Here is a 21,458-nt window from a genome sequence, read left to right as displayed (position 1 = left end):
ATGTACACGCTCGCGCTCGAGTCGCTTTTGCGTGCGAACAAGGCGCGGCGACTGCCGTGCAGTCATTCTGCACAAGGGAGCCGCAACGCCGTGCGCGCACAAAAGCGGCCGAGCCCCTTCGGGGTTGGCACCCCAGGTTCCCCGATCCCGCGTTGCGCCGCTTGCGGGTAGAACCACTACCCGTTGCACGACGCGCCTTGTCTCGGAAAACCTGGGGTACCAACGCGAGCGTGTACATTAATCAGTGTTTCCCTTGGCGCTCCCCTTCCCTTGCCGTGCGACTGCGCCAGTGCTATCTACTGGTTAGATGACGGACACAAGGGAGGGACCGTCCATGAATCTCGATCGCTTTTTCCTGGTCTTCGCCGGGATCGTCGTGCTGATCAGTGCCCTGCTTGCCTGGGCCGCCAGTGGGTGGTGGCTCTTGCTGACGGTGTTTATCGGCGTCCATCTGATCCAGTCTGCCTTTACCGGTTTCTGCCCCCTGGCCATGGTGCTCAAGAGCCTGGGCATGAAGCCGGGCGAGATCTTCCACTGAACCGACCAGTTCCGACACGTGCACGGGCCCATTGATCGATGGGCCCTTGTATTTCTGTGTCCGCGGTCCCATATTAGCTTTGTCTAATAGATAAACCGGGAGGAACCCCATGAGCATCGATCGCATTGTCCTTGCCTTCGCCGGCACCGTCGTCATCCTCAGTGCCATCCTGGCCTGGGTGTTCAGCCCCTGGTGGCTGCTGCTGACCCTGTTTGTCGGCTTCAACCTGCTGCAGTCCGCGTTCACCGGCTTCTGCCCGCTGGCCATGATCCTGAAGGCCATGGGCGTCAAGCCCGGCGAGGCCTTCAGCTAGGCCGGCCATACGGCAAGGCCCGGGCATCATGCCCGGGCCTTATTGCTTTCAGGGCCTGCAAAACGCCCCGCCCTGGAGCACAATGGAGGGGCACCCAAATCCGCCTCCCACGATGCTCTCGCTGATCCCGCGTCTGTTCCAGCGCGCCCCCGAACCCGACACCGAGGCCCGCCAGTGGGTCCGCGCCGTGACCCTGTGGGCGCGACGCCAGCCTGCCTGGACCCGCCCGCTCGGCCAGGCCCACCTGGTCCTGCCGATTCGCGAGCATTTCCCCGGGCAGGCGGATACCCGCCACGGGATGGCGCAGATCGTGTTCGACGCCGTGTGCAGCCATGCCGGCTTTGTCGACGGCCCGTTTCGGCTCGCGCAGCCGGATGACCTGCTGGATGACCCGGTGCCGATGGGCTCCTGGGGCCATGCGCCCCGCCCCGAATCCATACCGATCCCCTACGACCCCCGGCTGGTCGGCGAGAACGAGGCCCTGATCGGCCACTTCGCCCGCGAGATCGCGCTGAGACTGCTCCCCACTGCCGCGGAACCCGCCCCCTCTCAGGCAGGCAACGAGGGGCATGTGGCCGAACTGCTGGCCACACAGATGGGATTCGGGGTGATGCTCGCCAACACGGCCTTCCACGTACGGGTCGGTGGCTGCGGCTCCTGCAGCGCCCCGAGCGCGGAACGCCAGGCCTCGCTCGGGCGCGACGATCTCGTCTATGCGCTGGCCCTGTTCTGCTATCACCAGGGCATTGCCCCGGGCCGGGCCCGAACCTTCCTCAACAAGCCGCTGCGCCCGGTGTTTCGTCAGGCCACGCGCAGCCTCGCACGACAAGCCAGCTCCCCGGCCTAAGTGGACTATCCGTTACGCCGCCAGGCCCACGGGACCACGAGCAGGATCTCCAGGGGTCCTTTGCGGAACAGCCGGCGCCAGCCCACCGCAAACAGCATGAAAAGCCCCGTGAAGACCACCGCCACCACCAGTGCGAGTCCAACGTCCTGCTTGAAGACCACTCCCTCGCGCCACAGGGCGATCACGACCAGGTGCAGCACGTAGAAGGTCAGTGCCAGCTGCCCGGTCGCGACCAGCGGCCACAGCGCACGCCCGAGACGATCCGCCGCGACCAGACACACGGCGAGCACAGCAACCGCCACACCGGTGGCGTTCAGCAGCCATAGCGGTCGCTGGCTGTGCGCCTTCATGTCGGCAAGATCGGCCCAGCGCAGCCCCCCGCCCGGCTCGCCCCACCAGGCAAAGAGCGTGACATGCAGCGCCCAGGCCACCCCGGCGACGAGGACCCCGACCAGCAGCATCCGCAGCCGCAGCTGATCGCTGCGCAGGTCGCAGCGGCCCAGCCACAGGCCGACCACAAAGGGCACGATCCAGGTAACCAGCGGATAGGGCCCCGAGAACAGCAGGGCGTGCAGCATCACGCCAGGGGGATTGTCGGGCCCGATACCCACCCGCTGAAAGGTCTCGGGGTCCAGCATCTGACCGTACAGGTACAGCGGTGGCCCCAGTACCAGGGCGAACAGGCCCACCAGCAGGAGCACCGTCGTGTGCAACCGCACCAGCCCGATCGAGAGCACGAAGAACAGAGCGTAGGTCTGCAGGATCACATTCAGCTCGTCCTGCATCGCCTGCAGCGCCAGACCCAGCGGGAAAAGCAGCAGGGCACGCCACAGGAGCTGGCCGGACAGACCCTCGGCCGCCACACGCCGCGAAGCCGCCAGGAACGAGATGCCGACACCGGCCACCAGCATGAACAACACGGAGGCCCGCCCGTGTGGGAGGGCATACCACTGCCCCGCAACGGAATCGAGGCGCGTGGGGCCCACATGCACCATCAGCATGCCGATCATGGCCAGTGCACGGGCCACATCGACCCCTTCCAGCCTTCGCTGGCCCTCCCTGGCCCTACTGTTCCGCACCCGCCTTCCTCCGTGCGCTATCGATACTCGTGCTCACTACACGACGGTGCCCGATCCGCGCAAAAAGGTCACCCATCGCGGGAAGGTTTCGCCCGCCGGATTTGTCCCGCTCACATTGCGGAATGCTCGATCAATGACTAGAAAAAAGGACGAGACCACAGAGAAGGAGTGATCCCCATGCGCATGACCAAGCTCACCCCGTTGTTTCTGGCCGGTGCCCTGGCCTTTGCTGCCAATCCGGCACACAGTAGCGAAGGCACCTTTTCGATCCCGACGCTCATCCCCGAGCTGGCGGTGGAGGCGGTCGAGGCCGCGATGGAAGCCTGCCGCGACAAGGACACGCAGGTCGCCGTCGCTGTAGTGGACCGGTTCGGTGTCACCCAGGCCGTCAAGCGCGACCGCTTCGCCGGGGCCCATACGGTCGATACCGCCGTCTCCAAGGCATGGACAGCGGTCAGCTTCCGCACCGATACCCTGGAACTGCGCGACTCGACGATGCCGGACGAAACCAGCTACGGCATCCAGCATCTGCCCAACGTGAGCATCCTCGGCGGTGGCGTGGTGATCACCGATAACGGGCGGATCGTCGGCGGCATCGGCGTCTCCGGCGGACCCAGTGGAGACATCGACCACGAATGCGCCAATGCGGGCATCGACGCGATCGCGGACGAGCTCTTGTAACCAGCCCAGCGAAAAAGGCCCTTCCCGCCAGGAAGGGCCTTCTACCCACCGAGCATCACGGACCCGGTCGATCGCTCTATCGGGCCTCCATCCGGTAAAGCCCGCCTTCGGACTCGTCCGTCAGCACATAGATATGCCCGTTCGGGCCCTCGCGCACATCGCGGATACGCCCGATCTTGCCGTGCAGCAGTTCCTCCATGTGCACCACCTCGTCATCCTCGATCACGATGCGCAGGATGCGCTCGGCACGCAGGCCACCGGCCAGCAGATTGCCCTCCCAGGCCTCGAAGCGATCCGCCGTGACCAGTGCCAGCCCCGAGGGCGCCAGCGTCGGCAGGAACTCGTAGATCGGCGGAATGACGTCGTCCGATCGACGTGCCTCGCCAAACGGACGCTCGGTGGGATATTCACGCCCGAGCGTTACGTCCGGCCAGCCGTAATTGCCGCCGGCCTCCATGCGATTGAGCTCGTCCCCACCGCGCGGGCCATGATCGGTCAGCCAGATCGTGTCATCGGCGGGGTCGACCACCAGCCCCTGCGAGTTGCGCAGACCGTAGGCATAGATGTGCGGCTGGGCATCATCACGATCCGCAAACGGGTTGTCCGCCGGCGCCTCGCCATCCTCGGTCAGGCGCAACAGTTTTCCGGTATGGGTGGACAGATCCTGGACCCGTTCTTCCTGGCGGCGATCACCGATCGTCATCAGCAGCGTGCCGTCGGAGAGCCAGCCCAGACGCGAACCGAAGTGGCCATGATTACCGCCCCCGCGATCCTGCTCGAACAGCTTCTCGAACTCGTGCAGTTCGCCATCTTCCAGCAGGCCACGGCCCATCGCGGTGTAGGACTGGTCTTCATCACCTGACGAGTAGGTCAGGTAGACCCACCCGTTGTCCCGGAAATCCGGGTGCAGTGATACATCCAGCAGCCCGCCCTGATCCCGGGCCACCACCTCCGGCACGCCCGCCACCTCGCGCACCTCGCCGTCCCTGCGGATGTGCTTCAGCTCACCGGTACGCTCGGTGACCAGGTAACCACCACCGGGCAGGAACGCCACCGACCACGGGTGTTCCAGATCGCCCGCGACTCGCACGAGGTCGAACTGCTCGTATTCGGTGCTGATGCCGGACTCGACCGTCTCGCCGGCCTGCGCACCGCCGGCCAGCAACGCCGTGGCGGCCGCAGTACCGATCAGGCTGCGCCAGACAGGACCGTAATTCGCCATGACAACCTCCCGTTCTTTCCGTGAAACCACAACCATGCGACCAGAAGGGTTTCCCGGTGTTCCCGCGATCGGCCCATCCAGCATGCCAATCGCGGCCGGACTGGGCCGGCTTCAGGCCTCCGGGCGCAGGTGCGGGAACAGCAGCACGTCGCGGATCGAGGCGCTGTCGGTCAGCAGCATCACCAGGCGGTCGATGCCGATGCCCTCGCCGGCCGTGGGCGGCAGGCCGTATTCCAGGGCGCGGATGTAGTCGGCATCAAAGTGCATCGCCTCGTCGTTGCCGGCGTCCTTCTCCGCGACCTGGGCCTGGAAGCGTTCGGCCTGGTCCTCGGGGTCGTTGAGCTCGGAGAAGCCGTTGGCGATCTCGCGCCCGCCGACGAACAGCTCGAAGCGGTCGGTCACGAACGGGTCGTCGTCGCTGCGCCGCGCCAGTGGCGAGACCTCGGTCGGATAGGCGGTGATGAACGTCGGGTGGCGCAGCCGGTTCTCGGCGGTGTACTCGAAGATCTCCGTCCACAGCTTGCCGAGGCCGAAGCTCTTCTTGACCGGGATCTCCAGGCGCTCGCAATGCGTACGCACCTTCTGGATATCGGCCAGGTCCTCGCCGCTGATCTCCGGGTTGTGCTCGAGGATCGCCTCGCGCACCGTCATGCGCGTGAACGGCTGGCCGAAATCGTAGCTCTCGCCCTGGTACTCGATGGTGGTCGTGCCCAGCACGTCCTCACACAGCCCGCGCAGCAGCGTCTCGGTACGGTCCATCAGCGCGTGGTAGTCGACGAAGGCCTCGTAGAACTCGAGCATGGTGAACTCGGGGTTGTGCCGGGTGGACAGCCCCTCGTTGCGGAAATTGCGGTTGATCTCGAAGACCTTCTCGAAGCCGCCGACCACCAGGCGCTTCAGATACAGCTCCGGCGCAACGCGCAGGTACAGCGGCATGTCCAGCGCATTGTGGTGGGTGGCGAACGGCCGCGCGGTCGCGCCGCCCGGGATCACCTGCATCATCGGGGTCTCCACCTCGATGAAGTCCTCGCGCTCGAAGTATTCGCGGATGTAGCGCACGATCCGGGTGCGGGTGCGGAACAGTTCGCGGCTGTCCGGGCTGGTGATCAGGTCCACGTAGCGCTGGCGGTAGCGCTGTTCCTGATCGGTCAGGCCGTGGAACTTCTCCGGCAGCGGGCGCAGGCTCTTGGTCAGCAGGCGCAGATCGTCCAGCTGGACCGTCAACTCGCCGGTCTTCGTCTTGAACAGCGTGCCCTGCCCGCCGACGATGTCGCCCAGATCCCAGTGCTTGAAGGCCGCGTAAACGCCCTCCGGCAGGCTGTCGCGCTGGGCGAACAGCTGGATGTCTCCCGACTGGTCGCGCAGGCGGACAAAGCTCGCCTTGCCCATCACGCGCTTGCCGATCATGCGCCCGGCAACGGTCACGCGAATCCCCTGCCCCTCCAGCGCCTCGCCTTCGGTGTCGTCATGCGCGGCGTGCAGATCGGCCGCCAGGGCATCGCGGCGGAAGTCGTTGGGGAAGGCCGGGCCGGCCTCGCGCAGCTCGTTCAGCTTGGCGCGACGCTGGGCGATCAGCTTGTTCTCGTCGGTGGTTTCGGTCATCGGGAATCCCGGTAAAAGAAAGCGTTACAGCCCACTCTTAAGGCTGGCTTCGATGAACTGGTCCAGGTCGCCGTCGAGCACGGCCTGGGTGTTGCCGACCTCCACGCCGGTGCGCAGGTCCTTGATCCGCGACTGGTCGAGCACGTAAGAGCGGATCTGGCTGCCCCAGCCGATATCGGACTTGGCGTCCTCGGCCGCCTGCTTCTCGGCGTTGCGCTTCTGGATCTCCATCTCGTAGAGCTTGGCCTTCAGCTGCTTCATCGCCGTATCGCGGTTCTTGTGCTGCGAACGGTCGTTCTGGCAGGCCACGACGATGCCGGAGGGCTCGTGGGTAATACGGATCGCGGACTCGGTCCGGTTGACGTGCTGCCCGCCCGCCCCGGACGCGCGGTAGGTGTCCACGCGCAGATCGGCCGGGTTGATCTCGATCTCGAAGCTGTCGTCCACCTCCGGCGAGGCGAACACCGAGGCGAACGAGGTATGCCGGCGATTGCCCGAGTCGAACGGCGACTTGCGCACCAGGCGGTGCACGCCGGTCTCGGTGCGAAGCCAGCCAAAGGCGTATTCGCCCTCAATACGCACGGTCGCGCTCTTGATACCGGCGACATCGCCCTCGGAGAGCTCGATGATCTCGGTCTTGAAGCCGTGGTTCTCGGCCCAGCGCAGGTACATGCGCAACAGGATGTTGGCCCAGTCCTGGGCCTCGGTGCCGCCGGAGCCGGCCTGGATGTCGAGATAGGCGTTGGCCTCGTCCATCTCGCCGGAGAACATGCGCCGGAACTCCAGCGCCTCGACCCGCGCGGTCAGGGCCGCGACGTCGGCCTCCACCGCCGATGCCGTCTCGGCATCGTCATCGGCCTCGGCCATCTCCAACAGGTCGCGGCTGTCGTCCAGCTGCGTGCCAATCTCGCGAATGTTGATGACGATGTTCTCGAGCTGGGCGCGTTCCTTCCCCAGCGCCTGCGCCCGGTCCGGGTCGTTCCAGATATCCGGGTTTTCCAGCTCGCGCTGGACCTCTTCTAGGCGTTCTTCCTTGACAGCGAAGTCAAAGATACCCCCTAAGGCCTTCCAGGCGGCCTTTCAGGTCATCAATCTGGGTATACAGCGGATTCAGTTCCATGATGCGTCGATTTCCGGTATCCGGGTGGGCAGAAAAGCCGCGCAGTATAACACCCCTGGCCAGACGTCTGGCGCGCTCGGACCAACCCGACAGGCAGCGTCAGAGGGGCCGCGCGCGCCGCCAGAAGGCCAGACTGTCGCGACGTTCCAGCACCCGGGGCGCCTCGGAGCGCGCCTGCGGATCGTGAAATTCCAGCGCCTCCAGGTGCCCCCTTCGCAGCAGGGGCAGCAGGGGCCGCACGACATCATCGGCCAGCGACTGCATGACCTCCGCATGGCGCTCGAGGTCGCGCGCGCCTGCCAGGGCATCCAGTACCACGACGGTATCGCGCGCCATCTCCGCGGCAGATGCCGGGTCGGGGGACCAGTCGAGCGCCGTCCAGTCCGCCAGAAAATGCGCGACGGGCCCGCCGCCGCAGACCGCACGCACCGCAGTGCCCCCCTCCGGCCGTCCCGGCGACCAGAGCCACAACCCGTGCACAGGGTCGCGCCCGGACTGCTCTCGCGCCTGATTGACCGGATGCTGGAACCAGCTCATCTGCAGGGCATTGTTGAGGACCTGCAGGCGGCGCGCGACATCGCTGTCCATCGCGCCCCGACTCATGGAGCGCCCCCATCCCGTCGAGGGCGGCTGACCCGAGCCATCACCCTCGCCCTCCATCTCCAGGATCCACAGGCCACCCGAAGACAGCCGCAGCGTGGCGCCCGCCGCGTCCAGATCCGGGCGAGCGGCCTCCCACAACGCCTCGCGTTCCTCCTCGTGGACCTCGAAGACCGGATCCGCGACCAGATCCTTCATGCCCGGGGTCAGCCGCACGGGCCACGCCAGCCATAGACGCGGCCCCGAGACCGGCTGCACGAAACCCAGCCGCCGCGCGAGCTGAGTCTCCCAGCCCTCCCGGAAGCCCGCCGGCGCAGGCGCCAGCGGCCGCGCCCGACCCAGCCAGCGGGACAGGTGCCGGATGGCCTGGGGATCCTCGCCGGTCTTCGGCAAGGCGGCTTCGGCACGGCGGAAAAGCCCAGGCAGCAGGAGCGTCACCCTCGCCATCTCAGGCCGCCCTCATCCGGGGCTTGAAGCCTCCCAAGAGACACATTCCGATTCCCCCCCTTAATCGACCGCAACCATGCTACCACCGAGGCAATGGTCACCCGAGGAACAGCAAACGCCCCGTTGTGGTCTACCGTATTAAGCAGCCCAAACCTTTGGACGCGCCATGGACGATTACAGCCGTTCCCCAACCATCCCGCAGTCGATCACCGCTTTCCGCTGCTGGACCATCCCCATTATGGGGCTTGCGTTGCTGGCCCTGGCGGGTGCTGCAGGGGCACAAGGTGCGGCTGGCCCTGCCGAGGCGCCGGACAACGGGCCCGACAACGGCTTCGAGGTGGATGACTATCCGGAGGGTTCGCAGATCGACTGGCAATCCTGGGACAGCGATCTGTTCGAGGAGTCGAAGGAGCGCGAACGGCCGATCTTTTTCTACTTTCACGGGCAGTGGTGCACCTGGTGCCGCGACTTCCAGGACGAGTCACTGGAGAACCCGGACGTGGTCGACACCCTTGACCGACACTACATCCCGGTCCTGGTCGATCTCGATGAACGTGCGGATCTGTTCCGCCGCTACGGGGGGCGCGGCCTCCCGTTCGTGGTCATCGTGAACCACGAGGACGAAAAGCTCACGCGGTTCACCGGCCACGTCAGACCGCATGATCTGCAGGGCATCCTGGAGGCCCAGCGCGACATGTTCTCGGTCACCGGTCGCGAGTTCACCCCGGACGACGCCGACATCAACGACCTCGACAGCTTCCTCGAGATGCTCGACGAGGTCTACGACAGTTCCGGCCATCGGCTCAGCGGCAGCGCCGCCTTCGGCACCCTGAGCAAGCGTCCACAACCCTGGACCTATAGATTCCTGCTGAACGAGGAAGCCTGGGAGGACCGCATGCCTGCGATGCTGGATCAGGTCGCTGCGGACCTCTACGACGGTGTGGAAGGCGGGTTTTTCTTCTTCAACGACTGGGACCAGCGGGATCCGGTTCTGGCGCTCGAAACGTCCAAGCGACTGGATCAGAACGCCGCGTTCCTCTGGATGTATGCCGATGCCTATGAACGCTTTGGAGAGGAGCAGCACGCCGAATTCGCTCGAGGCATCCGTGACTACCTGCGCGAGCAACTGTGGGACGACAGTCAGTCCCGCTTCGGCAACAGCCAGTACGCGGATCGCGACTACTACCAGCTCGAACCGGAAGAACGGCTCGAGACCGATCCCCCGCGCGTGGACCGCAACACCTATGCGGACACCTCGGGCCAGGCGATCGCCGCCCTGGCCAACATGGCGCGGGTCATGGAGGACGAGGACACGCTGGAATGGGCACGCGAGGCCATGCAGGCGCTCGATCGCTATATGGGTACCGAGGCCGGTTTCCTGCATGGCATCACCGCCGACGGCCGCCCGGCGATGGAGGGCTACCTGCCCTCCCAGATCTGGCCGGAGATCGCCCGTCTGGAGCTGGCCCGGGCGATCGAGGCGCTGGAGGGCGAGAAGCCCGACCTGCCCGACCCGGTAGCCACCCTGGACCGCCTGGAACCATTCTTTGACGAGGAACTGGGTGCGCATGCCGAACGGATTGGCACCGAGCTGGAGCCCTGGTCCGAGACCCGTAGCCAGGCCGCCCTGGCCTGGTGGCTGCACCTCCTGCCGGAGGAAGCGGTGGAAGAATCCCACGTCGACCCGGAGAAGGTCCGCGCCCGTCTGCACATCGAGCCCGGCGCCGATCCCGACGACGTGGCCATCGGCTTCCAGGCCCTGCGCGCCGGCATCCCGGGACTGGACGACTGACTCAGTCGTCCCCGTCCAGGGGACGGACCCGGACCTGTCCATCCTCGAGCAGCTGTGTCCCCCGCTCCGCCGGGGGCACATCCGCATAGGGGTCGCCGTCCCAGTACCCCTGCTGCCAGCTCCAGCCAAACAGGACCAGATTCGCCAGCAACAGCACCACCACGAGCCAGCGCATCACGAGCCTCCCTCCGCGCGCGCGATCTGCCACAGCCCCTCGAGTACCAGGTTCTCGCGCCGGGTAACGAACTCGGTGAGCTGCCCGGCGAGCCAGGGGCCATCCCCACCATGGAGCCAGCAGACGGTGTCATTGCCCAGGTGGGTACGGGCCTCGACGATCAGACGATCGACCGCGCCGGACAGGCCCAGCATCAGGCCGCGTTCCAGGCCCGGTTCGCTGCCAAGCCCCGGCGTCGGGTCGAGGGTCGCAGGCCAGCCCCCCGGATCACGCGGGGCGACGCGGTCGGCCAGTCGCGCCTGCAGCGATTCCCAGCCCAGCTGCCGTCCCGGCAGCAGGTACCCGCCCCGGTGCCGACCCTCGGCATCCAGCAGGTCGACCGTAATCGCGGTCCCTGCATCGACCAGCACGCAGGGTCCCCGCCCTTCCGCCCGGGCCGCCACCAGTGCGCAGAAGCGATCCACACCCAGCTGGCCCTCGGCATAGTCACTGCGCACGCCATAACGCCCGTCACCCTGCGTACCCACCCAGTGGATGGGTACCGCCCCCATCCCCGCTTCCAGCGCCGCCTGGCGCTCCGGGCTGCCGACCCGGGCGGCCCAGACCGCGAGACCGGTGTCTTTCAGCGCCTGCGTGCAATCCTCGATCACAAGGCTCGCACCCTCGTCCAGCACATGACCGGCCCTGTCGCGAAGCTGCCACTTGATTCGGGTACTGCCGATGTCGATCAGTGCGCAGTCAGGCATGCCCGGGCCTCCGGATGGATACTTCCCCCGCGTCGAGGTAATGCAGAACGCCCGTTTCGTCCTCGACGCGCAGACGCCCCGAATCCAGGCAAACACCCCGGGCAACGCCCGACAGGCCCGAATCCGGCACCTGGATCCGGGACCCGGCCAGCGCATCGAGGCGGTCGAGGTCGTCCCCCAGCGCCGCCAGCCCCTGCGCCATCAGCAGCGAATGCAGGCGCATCTGCCAGGCCGCCACCGCGGCCGCCAGCTCCAGCCAGCCGGGGCCCTGACCGCCGCACAGGGCGGCCAGGTCGGTCACCTCGCGATCCAGAGCCAGCGCCCCGGAGCCGCATCGATTGAGGCCAATCCCCACCACCAGGCGTCCGGGCCGATCCGACCGGGGGAGCCGCTGTTCGACCAGGATCCCGCCCAGCTTCGCCGCGCCCACCACCACGTCGTTCGGCCACTTGAGACCCGGCCCTTGCACACCCAGCGCCTCCAGCGCGCGGATGACCCCAATGCCCACCCCGACCGGGTAGGCCGCAGGCACGCGCTGGCCGGCGGCAACTGGCCAGGAGAGCGAGAGGGCCAGACCTGCATCCGAGGGCGTCACCCAGGCCCGGCCTCGCCGCCCACGCCCTGCCAGCTGCTCGCGTGCCAGGCAGACCCTGGGCCCGGCGTCTTTCGCCGCGGAGTCGAGCAGCCGCGCATTGGTGGAATCCACCCGCTCCAGTACCTCCACCTGCGGCGATTCCAGCGCGGCTCCCGCCAGGGCCCCGCGCAGCAGCCCTTCCAGTTGCGCGGTTTCCGGCGCCATAATGGGATCGGTCGTCTGGGGAACGTTCATGCGGGCGTGGGCGGCAAGGGGGATTCGATTGCGCAATCGTACACATGGTAAGCGTTTCGCGGGCGCGCTGCCGTTGTTGCTACTGGCCGCCGGCATCCTCGCCCTGCCCGCCCAGGCCGAGCTGTACACCTATTACGATGCCTCGGGTGCCCGTGTGATCACGGACCAGCGCCCCGAAGGCATCGAGTACGAGACCGTGCCCTCGCCCCAGCGCCCCGGCACCGCCGCCACGCCTGGCAGGTCATCCTCGGGCGGTGGCTGGTCGCCCAGCGAGATCTTCGTGTTCGAGGGCCCCGACGGCCAGCGCCTGGTCACCAACCAGCGGAGCCAGGACGCCAACATGAACCTGATCGCCACCTACGGCCGCCCGACAGCCCGGGCGCGCTGCGGCGAGCGGGCCCGCCAGGCCCTGGCCAGCGGCGGTGGCGAGTTCGCCGACCTGATCCGCGACGCCGCAGGCCACAACGGTGTCGACCCGGCCCTGGTACAGTCGGTGATTCACGTCGAGTCCTGCTTCGACCCCGAGGCCGTCTCGCGGGTGGGCGCGCACGGCCTGATGCAGCTGATGCCGGCCACCGCCGCCGACCTGGGCGTGACCGACCGCTTCGACCCGGCCCAGAACATCCATGGCGGCACGCGCTACCTGGCCGAGATGCTGCAGCGCTTCGACGGGGATCTGGACCTGGCCCTGGCCGCCTACAATGCCGGCCCGGGGGCGGTGGAGCGCCACGGCGGCGTACCGCCCTTCCCCGAGACGCGGACCTACATCCAGCGGGTACGGGCCCAGTACGGCTCGGGTAACGGGATTCGCTAGAAAGACGCGCTGCGCAGCGCGCGGGTGGTGGAGAATCAGCGCCGCTCGCGACCGCAGTTCCAGCACTGGGTGAACTGCGGCTCGATCCGCTCGCCGCAGCGCGAGCACTTCCATTCCTTCCCGTCGTGGTCGGGCTCGCCTTCCAGATACTCCACGATCAGCTCGCGGGCCTGCTCGGCCTGGGCCTCGTGCACCACCATCACCCGCCCCCAGCACTCGGTCGGCGGGATCTCGCCCGCGGCGCCATAGAGCCCGGCCTGGGCCACATAGGCGGGGATGCCAGCCTCCTGCAGGAGGTTCTCGATAAACCCGGCCATCACCGGGTCGGCTGCGGTGTAAACAGTACGCATGTCCCGACCCTAGCAGTCAGTACGTGCTATTGCACCGTGCCCTGGTTGGCCGCCTGAAAGTATTCCATAGCCTTCTGGATGGCGTAGAACGGGGCCTCGTCCAGGGCCTCGCGGGTGTGCGGCTCGTGGATGTCCGCGTGGTACTTGCGCATCGCGAGCACATGGATCGGCAGCTCGCGCGCGAACATCGGGTTGTCGAAGTTGAAGAACTGCCCCAGGCCCAGCACGAGGTTCTTGCGCTCCTCGGCCTCCAGCGCCTCCGGGCTGACCGCCACATCGGGCAGCTGGCCGGCCTGTCCGGTCACGGTCACGACGATCTCGCGATCGCCGTCGGCCGCGGCCGGGCGTTCCTCGTCACCGGTGATCAGCCTCAGGTCTTCCGACAGGTCCAGGTAGCCCTTCGCCAGGATATGGCCGTGCGGCTGGAACACCTTGCTGGACATGTTCACCGCCCACAGCTCCAGGGTTTCCTTCAGCTCCTGCGCCGTCTGCGTCTCCCCTAGGGCGAACAACTGCTGGGCGAAGAGGATGTCCCATACCCAGACCTGGCCGTATTCCGGCAGCTCCTCGTCCCCGCCCGCGGTCACGGACACGCGCTGAATGTCGGGCTCGTCCGCGGTGCGGGCATGCAAGGTGATCGTGAAACTGGCCAAGGCGTTCTCTCCTGCCGACGATGGACCAACCCATCGCGTAAATGCATCAATGTCCCAGTATAACGAACACCCCATACGGCACCCGGTTCTTCCACGCGGGCCGGGGGCTTGCCGCCCACGGCTGTTGCTCTCGCTAGCTGTAGAGTCGGCGTCGCTCAACCAGGAGTACAACCATGAGCAACGGATTCCTCGAACTCGAGAATCTGAACCAACGCTTCCCGCAGCCCGACTCCAGCGACCTCATGAGGGTGTTCGAAGGGGTGGACCTGGAGATCCAGCAAGGCGAATTAGTCTGCCTGATCGGCCACTCCGGCTGCGGCCAGTCCAGCATCCTGAACGCGCTCGCTGGCCTGACCTCGCCCTCCTACGGCAACGTGATGTTCGCGGTCCGAACCCACTGACCCTACTGGAGCAGGCAGAAGCGCCTTGAGCCTGCCGAGAAGTACCTGAAGATGGTCGGGGTCGACCACGCTATGAACCGCACACCGCCGCAACTCAGGGGCCCGGCGGACGGGCGCTTTCGGCCATCATCTGCATCCGAACAAGGCCTATGCGAAAAGTCCCTGACCATAGTAGGCTCTTGTCATGTCACGGCCTCGGTCCCTTTTCCTGCTGCTTGCGCTTCTGTTCGGAGCCGCGCCGGTGTTCGTCGCGGCAAGCGAGGAGCCCCCCACCTACACCATCGGGGTGCTGGCTTTCGAGGATCACGATGCCACTGCGGCGCGCTGGCAGCCCACGGCCGACTATCTGACCGAGACGATCTCCGAGGCCCAATTCCGCCTCCATGTGTTCGACTATCCCGACCTGAATCGGGCCGTCACCGAGGGCGAACTGGACTTCGTTCTGACCAACACCGGGCACTATGTTCGTCTGGAGGCCGAACTGGGCGTGACCCGGCTCGCGACCCTGATCGAGCACGCATATGGGCAGCCGGTGCGCGAGTTTGGCGGCGTCCTGCTGGTGCCCGCCGAACGCGAGGACCTGCAGACCCTGTCCGACCTGCGCGGCCAGCGGCTGCTCGCGGTGGACCAGGACTCGCTGGGGGGCTGGCAGGCCGGCCATTACGAGCTCCATCGCGCCGGCATCGACCCGTTCGAGGATCTGGAATCGGTAACCTTCACCGGAATGCCGCACCGCCGGGTGATCGATGCCCTGCTCGCCGGCGAGGCGGATGCCGGGATGGTGCGCACCGGCCTGCTGGAGTCACTGCTGGAAGCCCGCGAAATCCCGCACGGTGCACTGCGAGTGCTGCAGCCGCGTGAGACCGCCGATTTCCCACTGGCGCACAGTACGCGCCTGTATCCCGAATGGCCGTTCTCGCGTCTGGACGGCACACCGGACGCAATCGCCGAAGCGGTCTCCATCGCCCTGATGAGCCTGCCGATGGATCACCCCGCGGCACAGGAGGGGGGTTACCACGGCTGGTCGGCGCCACTATCCTACGCCCCGGTCCATCACCTGTTCGAAACCCTTGGACTGCCCCCTTACGACTCGGCCTTCGTGCTGGACTTGTCGGCCTTGTGGGATACCCACCCGGAGATCCCGCTGGCATTCCTGTCGGCACTCCTGCTGCTGACAGCAGCTGCCATCATGTACTACCGACGGATCAACACCCGCCTGACCGCGGAGGTCGAACAACGGCGCCAGGTCGAAACACGCCTGCGTGCCCACGAGGCACGACTGGCCTACCAGGCCGAACATGACCCTCTGACGGGTCTGCCCAACCGCGTGCTGCTGCAGCAGCGGCTGGATGCGGCCATGGCTGCGGCCCGTCAAAGCAGTGGCCGTGTCGCCGTGCTGTTCATGGATCTCGACCGCTTCAAGAACATCAATGACAGCCTCGGCCATGCAGTCGGAGACGAGCTGCTGCAGATCCTGGGGGATCGTCTGAAGGAGCGCTTCCAGGCCCAAACGGTCGCGCGTATCGGGGGTGACGAATTCATCGTTGTGCTGGACGACGTACGGGATCGACCGGGCATCGAGTCGCGGGCCCGCGAGCTGCTGGAGCTGGTCGCGGAGTCGTTTGCGATCGGTGGCTGGCGCGATCTCCAGGTCGGGGCCAGCATCGGGATCTCGCTGTTCCCCGACCACGCGGAGGCTCCCGGCGAATTGATCACCCAGGCCGATGCAGCGATGTACGAGGCAAAGGATGCCGGCCGCAACACCTTCCGCTTCTACAGCTACTCGATGACCGAGGCCGCGAACCGGCGTCTGGAGATCGAGAACCGCCTGCGGCGGGCCCTGGCCCAAGACGAGCTGGAGGTCTTCTATCAGCCACAGGTTCAGATGGCCACCGGCCGCATCACCGGGGTCGAGGCCCTGGTACGCTGGCGCGACCCGGAACAGGGCCTGATTACCCCCGATGTATTCATCCCGGTGGCGGAGGAGACCGGCCTGATCGGCGCCGTCGGCGACTTTGTACTCGCACAGGCCTGCCGGCAGGTCATCGAGTGGGATCGGGCGGGATACCCGGCACTGGACGTCTCGGTAAACCTTTCCGGGCATCAGATCACCGAGCCCCATCTGCCCCGCCGGATTCGCCAGGTCCTGCGCGATGCGGGGCTCGAACCGCGCCGTCTGACACTCGAGATCACCGAGAGCACGCTGATGCGCCAGGCCGAGAGGACTCGGGGCACACTCCAGCACCTCAAGTCACTTGGGGTGTCGCTGGCGATCGACGACTTCGGCACGGGCTATTCGTCGCTCGCCTACCTGAAGGAATTCGCGATCGACATCCTGAAGATCGACCGAACCTTCGTGCGCGACCTGCCGGAGAATCACAACGACGCCGAACTGGCCACGGCGATCATCAGCATGGCTCACAATCTTGGCCTGGACGTGCTGGCGGAAGGCGTCGAGACCGAGGCTCAGCGCAGCTTTCTGGCTTCGCAGGGCTGCGATGCCTGGCAGGGCTACTTGAGCAGCCCCCCAATGCCTCCCGAACTGCTGGGCGAACTGGTCCAGCCCGACAGTCCGTCGGTGGGCCGCCGAGCCGGCAGCTGAAACAAAAAAGGCCTGCGTTTGCAGGCCTTTTCCGGGAATGTGGTGGAGCGGAGGAGGATCGAACTCCCGACCTTCGCATTGCGAACGCGACGCTCTCCCAGCTGAGCTACCGCCCCAATCAAGGCGCGCATTCTAGCAAGTCCGCGCGGGCACGGGAAGACCGGCGAGGGTCTTCGCCTGCCATTCCGCCGCCTTGCTCGATGCAGGGAGGCGTCGTGCCACCGAAGCCATGACACGGACCCGTTGACGGACGCACCCGGCTAGAAAACGCGAACCCGGCCAAGTTTTTCATTCGTTTCTCGGGGCATGGGTGGTATTTTCGTGGTGCGCATCACGTCAAACCCGATTAGACTTGATCTAGTGTTAACGCATGTTAGAAGTACGTCGGAAATCCGTCGTAGCCGCCGCATCCTCAGGGAGGCGCCCGTGTCGCATGGCCTGCCGAAACGCACTTGTTCTCCAATTGCAGGTTGACCCCGCATGAGCCTGTCTGTCCGCATCCTGGGCGCTAGCGGTGGCATCGGACCCAACCGCCGCACGACATCGATCCTGATCGACGAGGATATCCTGATCGATGCCGGCAGTGGGGTCGGCGACCTGACTCTGGGTGAACTCGAACAAGTCCGTCACATATTTCTGACCCATTCGCACCTCGACCACATCGGCTTTCTGCCGATGCTCGCGGACATGGTGTACTCGCCGGATGCGCCCCCGATCCAGGTTCATGCGCTGCCTGCCACACTGAAGGCCCTTCGCGACCATGTGTTCAACTGGGTGATCTGGCCCGACTTCACCTGTCTCCCGTCACCCGAGCGGCCCCTGCTGCAGTTTCAGGCGATTCAGCCGGGGCAGCAGGTGATGATCGGATCGCGCGAGATTCATATCCTGCCTGCGCTGCATACGGTGCCCGCCGTGGGGTACGGCGTGATGCACAACGACGGCATGGGCTTCGCGTTCACCGGGGACACCTCGTCTTCCGGGGCCCTGTGGGAGGCCTTGAATACCCTGCCCTACCTGGACTTGCTGATGATCGAGTCCGGGCTGCCGGACGAAATGGACGGCATGGCCGAGCTGGCCAAGCATTACACCCCGCATCGTCTTGCGGACGACCTGGAGGCGCTCCATCACCAGCCACGGATCGCCATCACACACCTGAAACCCGGCCATGAATCCGCCATCCGCCGGCAGCTCCAGCAGTCGCGGCATGCGAGCCGGATGGTGCTGCTGGAAGGCAGCGAGCGGTTCGAACTGCATGCCCAGAACCGGGCCCTCAAGGTCGGATAGGCTCTCAGCCGCAACGCCCGGCCTGCATCCGGCCATTCCCGTTCCCTCACCGTCACACGGCTGTAACATCCCTGTTATCTAATGCAGGGCATCCTGAACTCGGGAATGGGTCATGGCTGTAAAGATACTGCTGGTCGAGGATGACACCGCAATCCGCGAAATGCTCCAGCTGCCGCTGCACAAGGCCGGGTACGCGGTGCGCGAGGCGGGCGATGTCCGGACCGCAAGAGGCCTGCTGCTGGAGGACCCGCCCGACCTGGTCCTGCTCGACTGGATGCTGCCGGACACCAGCGGCCTCGACTGGGCGCGCACGCTGAAGGCCAGTCCGATGACCAAGGACATCCCGATCATCATGCTGACCGCCCGCGGCGAAGAAGAAGACCGCGTGCGCGGGCTGAATGTGGGTGCCGACGACTACGTGACCAAACCGTTCTCGCCGCGCGAACTGGTTGCCCGTATAAAGGCCGTGCTACGGCGTACCGCACCGATCACCAGCGAAGAACCGGTGGAGGTCGAGGGTCTGCGCCTGGACCCGGTCTCGCACCGCGTGAGCGGTAACGGCGAGGTCCTGTCGATGGGCCCGACCGAATACAATCTCCTGCACTTCTTCATGACCCACCAGGACCGCGTATTCACCCGCGGCCAGTTGCTCGATCAGGTCTGGGGCACCAATGTGTATGTCGAGGAACGCACCGTGGACGTGCATATCCGGCGCCTGCGCAAGTCACTGGCGCTGACCGGGCACGACCACCTCGTGCAAACCGTACGCGGATCGGGGTACCGTTTCTCGCAGACACCCTGACCGCGGCCGACGCCGCGACCTTCAATCACCCACTCGGTCGTCCGATGCAATCACGCAACCCCTGGCCCGGTGTCATCGCGGGAACCCTGCTGGTCGGCGTCCCGATCGCACTGCTCGGCTGGAGCATGGGGCAGTTCTGGGCCACGATTGCGTTCTTGTTGGGGGCGGCGCTGTTCTGGAACCTCTCGCACCTGTTGCTGCTGGAACGCTGGCTGCGACAGGGCGGGCGCAGCGAACCACCCGATGTGCGCGGGCTTTGGGGGCTGGCCTTCGACCATCTCTACCGCCGCCGCCGGCGCCACGAACACCGGGTGCACCGGCTGCGCCAGTATCTCGAGCGCTATCGCGACTCGGCACGGGCGATGCCCGATGCGGTCGTGGTCCTGAATGACGATCTGCGCATCGAGTGGCTGAACGAGATGGCCACGCAACTGCTGGGGCTGAACTGGCCGGAGGACGAGGGCCAGCGAATTACTCACCTGCTGCGCAATCCTGCCTTCATCGCATTCATGGAGAGCGCGCGCACTACGCCGGGCAGCGTGACCACGCCCTCCCCGCTGCACGACGACCAGCAGCTGGAGTTCCGCCTGGTGCCCTATGGCGATGCGCAATTCCTGCTGCTCGCGCGGGACACCACGCATCTGCACCGGCTGGAAGTGATGCGGCGCGACTTCATTGCGAATGTTTCGCACGAGCTGCGCACGCCGCTGACCGTACTTTGCGGCGTTGTCGAGACGCTGGAGGACGAGCTGGCCGACCAGCCGGACAAGGCGCGCTCGGTCGAGCTGCTGCGCGAACAGTCCGAACGCATGAAGCTGCTGGTCGACGACCTGCTGACCCTCTCCCGCCTGGAGACCGGCAGCCCGCAGGGCCCGCCTCAATGGGTCGACGTCGGCGCCATGCTGGACATACTGAAAGGCGAGGCGGAGCTGCTCTCCTCCGACCAGCGCCATCGTATCGAGATCCACGCGCAGGCCGGACTCGAGTTGCAGGGGACCGAGAGCGAACTGCGCTCGGCCTTCGCCAACCTGTTGTTCAATGCGGTCAAGTACACGCCTTCGGGCACTCGCATCGAGATTCGCTGGCAGTCCGACCCGGACGGCGCACGCCTGAGCGTGATTGACGAGGGGCCAGGTATTGCCCGTCATCACCTCCACCGCCTGACCGAACGCTTCTATCGGGTGGATGCCGGACGCGACCAGCGCCGCGGCGGGACCGGGCTCGGACTGGCCATCGTCAAGCACGTGCTCGCCCGCCACGGGGGCCACCTGGAGATCGACAGCCAGGTCGGTCGCGGCACGCGCTTCACCTGCCTGTTCCCCCTCTCGATCACCCGCACCAAGCCCACCGAGTCCGCCAAAAACTGACGCCCTGCGATGTCACACGGTTGTCATGTCCCCGTCACAGGAGCGTCAACGCGGCTCCGCATAATCCCCCTCCAAGGTCGCTTGAAGCGTCCTTGCAAGAATTCCATTCAAGGGGAGATTCCCATGTTGTTGAAGCGCAGCATTCTGGCCCTGGCCACCGCAATGGCCGTTACGCCGTTTACCGCCTCCGCCGAAGTCGATGCCGACATCCCGGCCTACGAGGCGGTCTCCGGTATCTCCGGCAACCTGTCGAGCATCGGCTCTGACACCTTGAACAACCTGATGACGCTGTGGGCCGAGGAGTTCCAGAGCTTCTACCCGAACGTCAACGTCCAGATCCAGGGCGCCGGCACCTCGACCGCGCCGCCGGCCCTGACCGAAGGCACCGCCGACTTCGGACCGATGTCGCGCATGCCGCGTGACAGCGAACACGCCGAGTTCGAACAGCGCCATGGCTACGAAATGACGGCTGTTCCGGTCGCGATCGACACCATCGCCGTGTACGTGAATCGCGACAACCCGATCGAGGGTCTGACCATCGAGCAGACCGACGCGATTTTCTCCTCCACCCGCCGCTGCGGTGGCGCCGAGGACATCACGCGCTGGGGCCAGCTCGGCCTGGACGGCGCCTGGGCGAATCGCGACATCACGCTGTACAGCCGTAATGCCGTCTCCGGCACCTATGGCTTCTTCCGACAGCACGCCCTGTGCGACGGTGACTTCAAGGATGCGGTCAACGAACAGCCCGGTTCCGCCTCGGTGGTCCAGGGTGTCTCCGAGTCACTGAACGGCATTGGCTACTCCGGCATCGGCTACATGACCTCCGGTGTGCGCGCCGTCCCGCTGGGCGAGAACGAGGGCGAGTACTACGAGCCGAACGCCGAAAACGCCTCCACCGGCGACTACCCGCTGGCCCGCTTCCTGTACGTAATGGTGAACAAGCACCCGGAAGACGGCCTGACCCCGCGCGCGGCCGAGTTCCTGCGCATGGTGCTGTCGAAGGAAGGCCAGGAAGTCGTGGTGCGTGACGGCTTCATCCCGCTGCCGGCGGCCGTGGCCGAACGCGAGCGCAAGAACCTCGGCCTGGAATAATCCAGGTGGCGGGCCGGCCATCTACGGATGGCCCGAACCGGGTCCCTCGCGGGGCCCGGTTTTCTTGTGTCCGCCTCATGCAGTCCGCCTGCTCGACCCGCA

The 21,458-nt window shown here is 66.2% G+C and carries 21 protein-coding genes, 1 tRNA gene and 1 pseudogene; 12 read left to right on the top strand and 11 right to left on the bottom strand.

Features of this window, described 5'->3' with window-relative positions:
• Window positions 1–334 precede the first annotated feature (334 nt).
• The 3 genes from G372_RS0113395 to G372_RS0113385 all read left to right on the top strand — a co-directional run bounded on the left by G372_RS0113395 (window position 335) and on the right by G372_RS0113385 (window position 1,698).
• Window positions 335–538, top strand: a complete 204-nt coding sequence (locus G372_RS0113395) for a YgaP family membrane protein (protein ID WP_018864069.1) — start codon at window positions 335–337, stop codon at window positions 536–538.
• Window positions 539–647: 109 nt separating this feature from the next.
• Window positions 648–851 (top strand): YgaP family membrane protein, encoded by a 204-nt coding sequence (locus G372_RS0113390; RefSeq protein WP_018864070.1) that lies wholly within the window; start codon window positions 648–650, stop codon window positions 849–851.
• Window positions 852–963: 112 nt separating this feature from the next.
• The gene (locus G372_RS0113385) at window positions 964–1,698 is read left to right on the top strand and encodes a hypothetical protein (protein ID WP_019623428.1); all 735 of its coding nucleotides are present in this window, start codon (window positions 964–966) and stop codon (window positions 1,696–1,698) included.
• A 5-nt stretch (window positions 1,699–1,703) separates the two neighbouring features.
• Here G372_RS0113385 and G372_RS0113380 read toward each other — a convergent pair whose 3' ends face one another.
• Entirely contained in the window at window positions 1,704–2,741 is a 1,038-nt protein-coding gene (locus G372_RS0113380; protein ID WP_026278979.1) for an acyltransferase family protein, read from the bottom strand.
• A 213-nt stretch (window positions 2,742–2,954) separates the two neighbouring features.
• On the opposite strand from G372_RS0113380, the gene G372_RS0113375 reads away from it, so the two are divergent.
• Window positions 2,955–3,458, top strand: a complete 504-nt coding sequence (locus G372_RS0113375; protein ID WP_018864073.1) for a GlcG/HbpS family heme-binding protein — start codon at window positions 2,955–2,957, stop codon at window positions 3,456–3,458.
• A gap of 76 nt (window positions 3,459–3,534) precedes the next feature.
• Here G372_RS0113375 and G372_RS0113370 read toward each other — a convergent pair whose 3' ends face one another.
• The 4 genes from G372_RS0113370 to G372_RS0113355 all read right to left on the bottom strand — a co-directional run bounded on the left by G372_RS0113370 (window position 3,535) and on the right by G372_RS0113355 (window position 8,449).
• Window positions 3,535–4,680: a PQQ-dependent sugar dehydrogenase gene (locus G372_RS0113370; protein WP_019623429.1), complete on the bottom strand. Its 1,146-nt coding sequence runs from the start codon at window positions 4,678–4,680 to the stop codon at window positions 3,535–3,537.
• 111 nt (window positions 4,681–4,791) lie between these two features.
• Window positions 4,792–6,282 carry a lysine--tRNA ligase gene (lysS, locus tag G372_RS0113365; protein WP_019623430.1) on the bottom strand — a complete coding sequence of 497 codons (1,491 nt, stop codon included), beginning with the start codon at window positions 6,280–6,282 and terminating at the stop codon, window positions 4,792–4,794.
• 24 nt (window positions 6,283–6,306) lie between these two features.
• Window positions 6,307–7,402 (bottom strand): peptide chain release factor 2 gene (prfB, locus tag G372_RS0113360; RefSeq protein WP_155998801.1). Its coding sequence is split into 2 segments (ribosomal slippage): window positions 6,307–7,329 and window positions 7,331–7,402, totalling 1,095 coding nucleotides; the frame shifts between segments, so codons are not numbered across the junction.
• Window positions 7,403–7,501: 99 nt separating this feature from the next.
• Complete coding sequence (locus G372_RS0113355) at window positions 7,502–8,449, bottom strand: hypothetical protein (RefSeq protein ID WP_019623431.1); 948 nt, start codon at window positions 8,447–8,449, stop codon at window positions 7,502–7,504.
• A gap of 166 nt (window positions 8,450–8,615) precedes the next feature.
• Between G372_RS0113355 and G372_RS0113350 the strand changes: the two genes are divergently transcribed.
• Window positions 8,616–10,241, top strand: a complete 1,626-nt coding sequence (locus G372_RS0113350) for a DUF255 domain-containing protein (protein ID WP_019623432.1) — start codon at window positions 8,616–8,618, stop codon at window positions 10,239–10,241.
• A gap of 1 nt (window position 10,242) precedes the next feature.
• On the opposite strand, the gene G372_RS14410 is transcribed toward G372_RS0113350, so the two are convergent.
• The 3 genes from G372_RS14410 to G372_RS0113335 are packed head-to-tail and all read right to left on the bottom strand — an operon-like array spanning window position 10,243 to window position 11,961.
• The gene (locus G372_RS14410; protein WP_019623433.1) at window positions 10,243–10,416 is read right to left on the bottom strand and encodes a hypothetical protein; all 174 of its coding nucleotides are present in this window, start codon (window positions 10,414–10,416) and stop codon (window positions 10,243–10,245) included.
• Window positions 10,416–11,162, bottom strand: a complete 747-nt coding sequence (locus G372_RS0113340) for a type III pantothenate kinase (RefSeq protein WP_019623434.1) — start codon at window positions 11,160–11,162, stop codon at window positions 10,416–10,418. The genes G372_RS14410 and G372_RS0113340 overlap by 1 nt, the downstream gene beginning before the upstream one ends.
• Window positions 11,155–11,961, bottom strand: a complete 807-nt coding sequence (locus G372_RS0113335; RefSeq protein WP_019623435.1) for a biotin--[acetyl-CoA-carboxylase] ligase — start codon at window positions 11,959–11,961, stop codon at window positions 11,155–11,157. Before G372_RS0113335 ends, G372_RS0113340 begins: the two co-directional genes overlap by 8 nt.
• A 58-nt stretch (window positions 11,962–12,019) precedes the next feature.
• Between G372_RS0113335 and G372_RS0113330 the strand changes: the two genes are divergently transcribed.
• Window positions 12,020–12,805 (top strand): lytic transglycosylase domain-containing protein, encoded by a 786-nt coding sequence (locus G372_RS0113330; protein WP_019623436.1) that lies wholly within the window; start codon window positions 12,020–12,022, stop codon window positions 12,803–12,805.
• A gap of 35 nt (window positions 12,806–12,840) precedes the next feature.
• Here G372_RS0113330 and G372_RS0113325 read toward each other — a convergent pair whose 3' ends face one another.
• Entirely contained in the window at window positions 12,841–13,155 is a 315-nt protein-coding gene (locus tag G372_RS0113325) for a putative signal transducing protein (RefSeq protein ID WP_018864083.1), read from the bottom strand.
• A gap of 26 nt (window positions 13,156–13,181) precedes the next feature.
• Window positions 13,182–13,808 carry a hypothetical protein gene (locus tag G372_RS0113320; protein WP_019623437.1) on the bottom strand — a complete coding sequence of 209 codons (627 nt, stop codon included), beginning with the start codon at window positions 13,806–13,808 and terminating at the stop codon, window positions 13,182–13,184.
• Between the two features lie 173 nt (window positions 13,809–13,981).
• On the opposite strand from G372_RS0113320, the pseudogene G372_RS0113315 reads away from it, so the two are divergent.
• Window positions 13,982–14,311: pseudogene (locus tag G372_RS0113315) on the top strand (ATP-binding cassette domain-containing protein); the annotation flags it as partial.
• Window positions 14,312–14,393: 82 nt separating this feature from the next.
• On the top strand, window positions 14,394–16,811 hold the full coding sequence (locus G372_RS0113310) for an EAL domain-containing protein (RefSeq protein ID WP_026340305.1): 2,418 nt from the start codon (window positions 14,394–14,396) through the stop codon (window positions 16,809–16,811).
• A 40-nt stretch (window positions 16,812–16,851) separates the two neighbouring features.
• Here the strand turns inward: G372_RS0113310 and G372_RS0113305 are convergent.
• A tRNA-Ala gene (locus G372_RS0113305) sits at window positions 16,852–16,927 on the bottom strand.
• A 364-nt stretch (window positions 16,928–17,291) separates the two neighbouring features.
• Here G372_RS0113305 and G372_RS0113300 point away from each other — a divergent pair.
• The 4 genes from G372_RS0113300 (at window position 17,292) to G372_RS0113285 (ending at window position 21,356) form a co-directional block, all read left to right on the top strand.
• The gene (locus G372_RS0113300; RefSeq protein ID WP_019623439.1) at window positions 17,292–18,095 is read left to right on the top strand and encodes an MBL fold metallo-hydrolase; all 804 of its coding nucleotides are present in this window, start codon (window positions 17,292–17,294) and stop codon (window positions 18,093–18,095) included.
• A 112-nt stretch (window positions 18,096–18,207) separates the two neighbouring features.
• The gene (gene phoB / locus G372_RS0113295) at window positions 18,208–18,897 is read left to right on the top strand and encodes a phosphate regulon transcriptional regulator PhoB (RefSeq protein WP_019623440.1); all 690 of its coding nucleotides are present in this window, start codon (window positions 18,208–18,210) and stop codon (window positions 18,895–18,897) included.
• A gap of 44 nt (window positions 18,898–18,941) precedes the next feature.
• Window positions 18,942–20,264, top strand: coding sequence for a phosphate regulon sensor histidine kinase PhoR (phoR, locus tag G372_RS0113290; RefSeq protein ID WP_019623441.1), 1,323 nt, complete (start codon window positions 18,942–18,944; stop codon window positions 20,262–20,264).
• 123 nt (window positions 20,265–20,387) lie between these two features.
• The gene (locus G372_RS0113285; protein WP_019623442.1) at window positions 20,388–21,356 is read left to right on the top strand and encodes a PstS family phosphate ABC transporter substrate-binding protein; all 969 of its coding nucleotides are present in this window, start codon (window positions 20,388–20,390) and stop codon (window positions 21,354–21,356) included.
• Window positions 21,357–21,458 lie beyond the last annotated feature (102 nt).

The sequence above is a fragment of the Thioalkalivibrio thiocyanoxidans ARh2 genome, from assembly GCF_000385215.1.
In the GTDB taxonomy this organism is placed as follows: domain Bacteria; phylum Pseudomonadota; class Gammaproteobacteria; order Ectothiorhodospirales; family Ectothiorhodospiraceae; genus Thioalkalivibrio; species Thioalkalivibrio thiocyanoxidans.
Note: the sequence above shows the minus strand (reverse complement) of the source record. Positions and strands in the feature narration are given on the sequence as shown.

Excerpts from the sequence above, each read along its gene's own strand:
- G372_RS0113395 (WP_018864069.1), top strand. The coding sequence starts at position 335 with ATGAATCTCGATCGCTTTTTCCTGGTCTTCGCCGGGATCGTCGTGCTG.
- G372_RS0113390 (WP_018864070.1), top strand. The coding sequence starts at position 648 with ATGAGCATCGATCGCATTGTCCTTGCCTTCGCCGGCACCGTCGTCATC.
- G372_RS0113385 (WP_019623428.1), top strand. The coding sequence starts at position 964 with ATGCTCTCGCTGATCCCGCGTCTGTTCCAGCGCGCCCCCGAACCCGAC.
- G372_RS0113375 (WP_018864073.1), top strand. The coding sequence starts at position 2,955 with ATGCGCATGACCAAGCTCACCCCGTTGTTTCTGGCCGGTGCCCTGGCC.
- G372_RS0113370 (WP_019623429.1), bottom strand. The coding sequence starts at position 4,680 with ATGGCGAATTACGGTCCTGTCTGGCGCAGCCTGATCGGTACTGCGGCC.
- lysS (WP_019623430.1), bottom strand. The coding sequence starts at position 6,282 with ATGACCGAAACCACCGACGAGAACAAGCTGATCGCCCAGCGTCGCGCC.
- G372_RS0113355 (WP_019623431.1), bottom strand. The coding sequence starts at position 8,449 with ATGGCGAGGGTGACGCTCCTGCTGCCTGGGCTTTTCCGCCGTGCCGAA.
- G372_RS0113350 (WP_019623432.1), top strand. The coding sequence starts at position 8,616 with ATGGACGATTACAGCCGTTCCCCAACCATCCCGCAGTCGATCACCGCT.
- G372_RS14410 (WP_019623433.1), bottom strand. The coding sequence starts at position 10,416 with ATGCGCTGGCTCGTGGTGGTGCTGTTGCTGGCGAATCTGGTCCTGTTT.
- G372_RS0113340 (WP_019623434.1), bottom strand. The coding sequence starts at position 11,162 with ATGCCTGACTGCGCACTGATCGACATCGGCAGTACCCGAATCAAGTGG.
- G372_RS0113335 (WP_019623435.1), bottom strand. The coding sequence starts at position 11,961 with ATGGCGCCGGAAACCGCGCAACTGGAAGGGCTGCTGCGCGGGGCCCTG.
- G372_RS0113325 (WP_018864083.1), bottom strand. The coding sequence starts at position 13,155 with ATGCGTACTGTTTACACCGCAGCCGACCCGGTGATGGCCGGGTTTATC.
- G372_RS0113310 (WP_026340305.1), top strand. The coding sequence starts at position 14,394 with ATGTCACGGCCTCGGTCCCTTTTCCTGCTGCTTGCGCTTCTGTTCGGA.
- G372_RS0113300 (WP_019623439.1), top strand. The coding sequence starts at position 17,292 with ATGAGCCTGTCTGTCCGCATCCTGGGCGCTAGCGGTGGCATCGGACCC.
- phoB (WP_019623440.1), top strand. The coding sequence starts at position 18,208 with ATGGCTGTAAAGATACTGCTGGTCGAGGATGACACCGCAATCCGCGAA.
- phoR (WP_019623441.1), top strand. The coding sequence starts at position 18,942 with ATGCAATCACGCAACCCCTGGCCCGGTGTCATCGCGGGAACCCTGCTG.
- G372_RS0113285 (WP_019623442.1), top strand. The coding sequence starts at position 20,388 with ATGTTGTTGAAGCGCAGCATTCTGGCCCTGGCCACCGCAATGGCCGTT.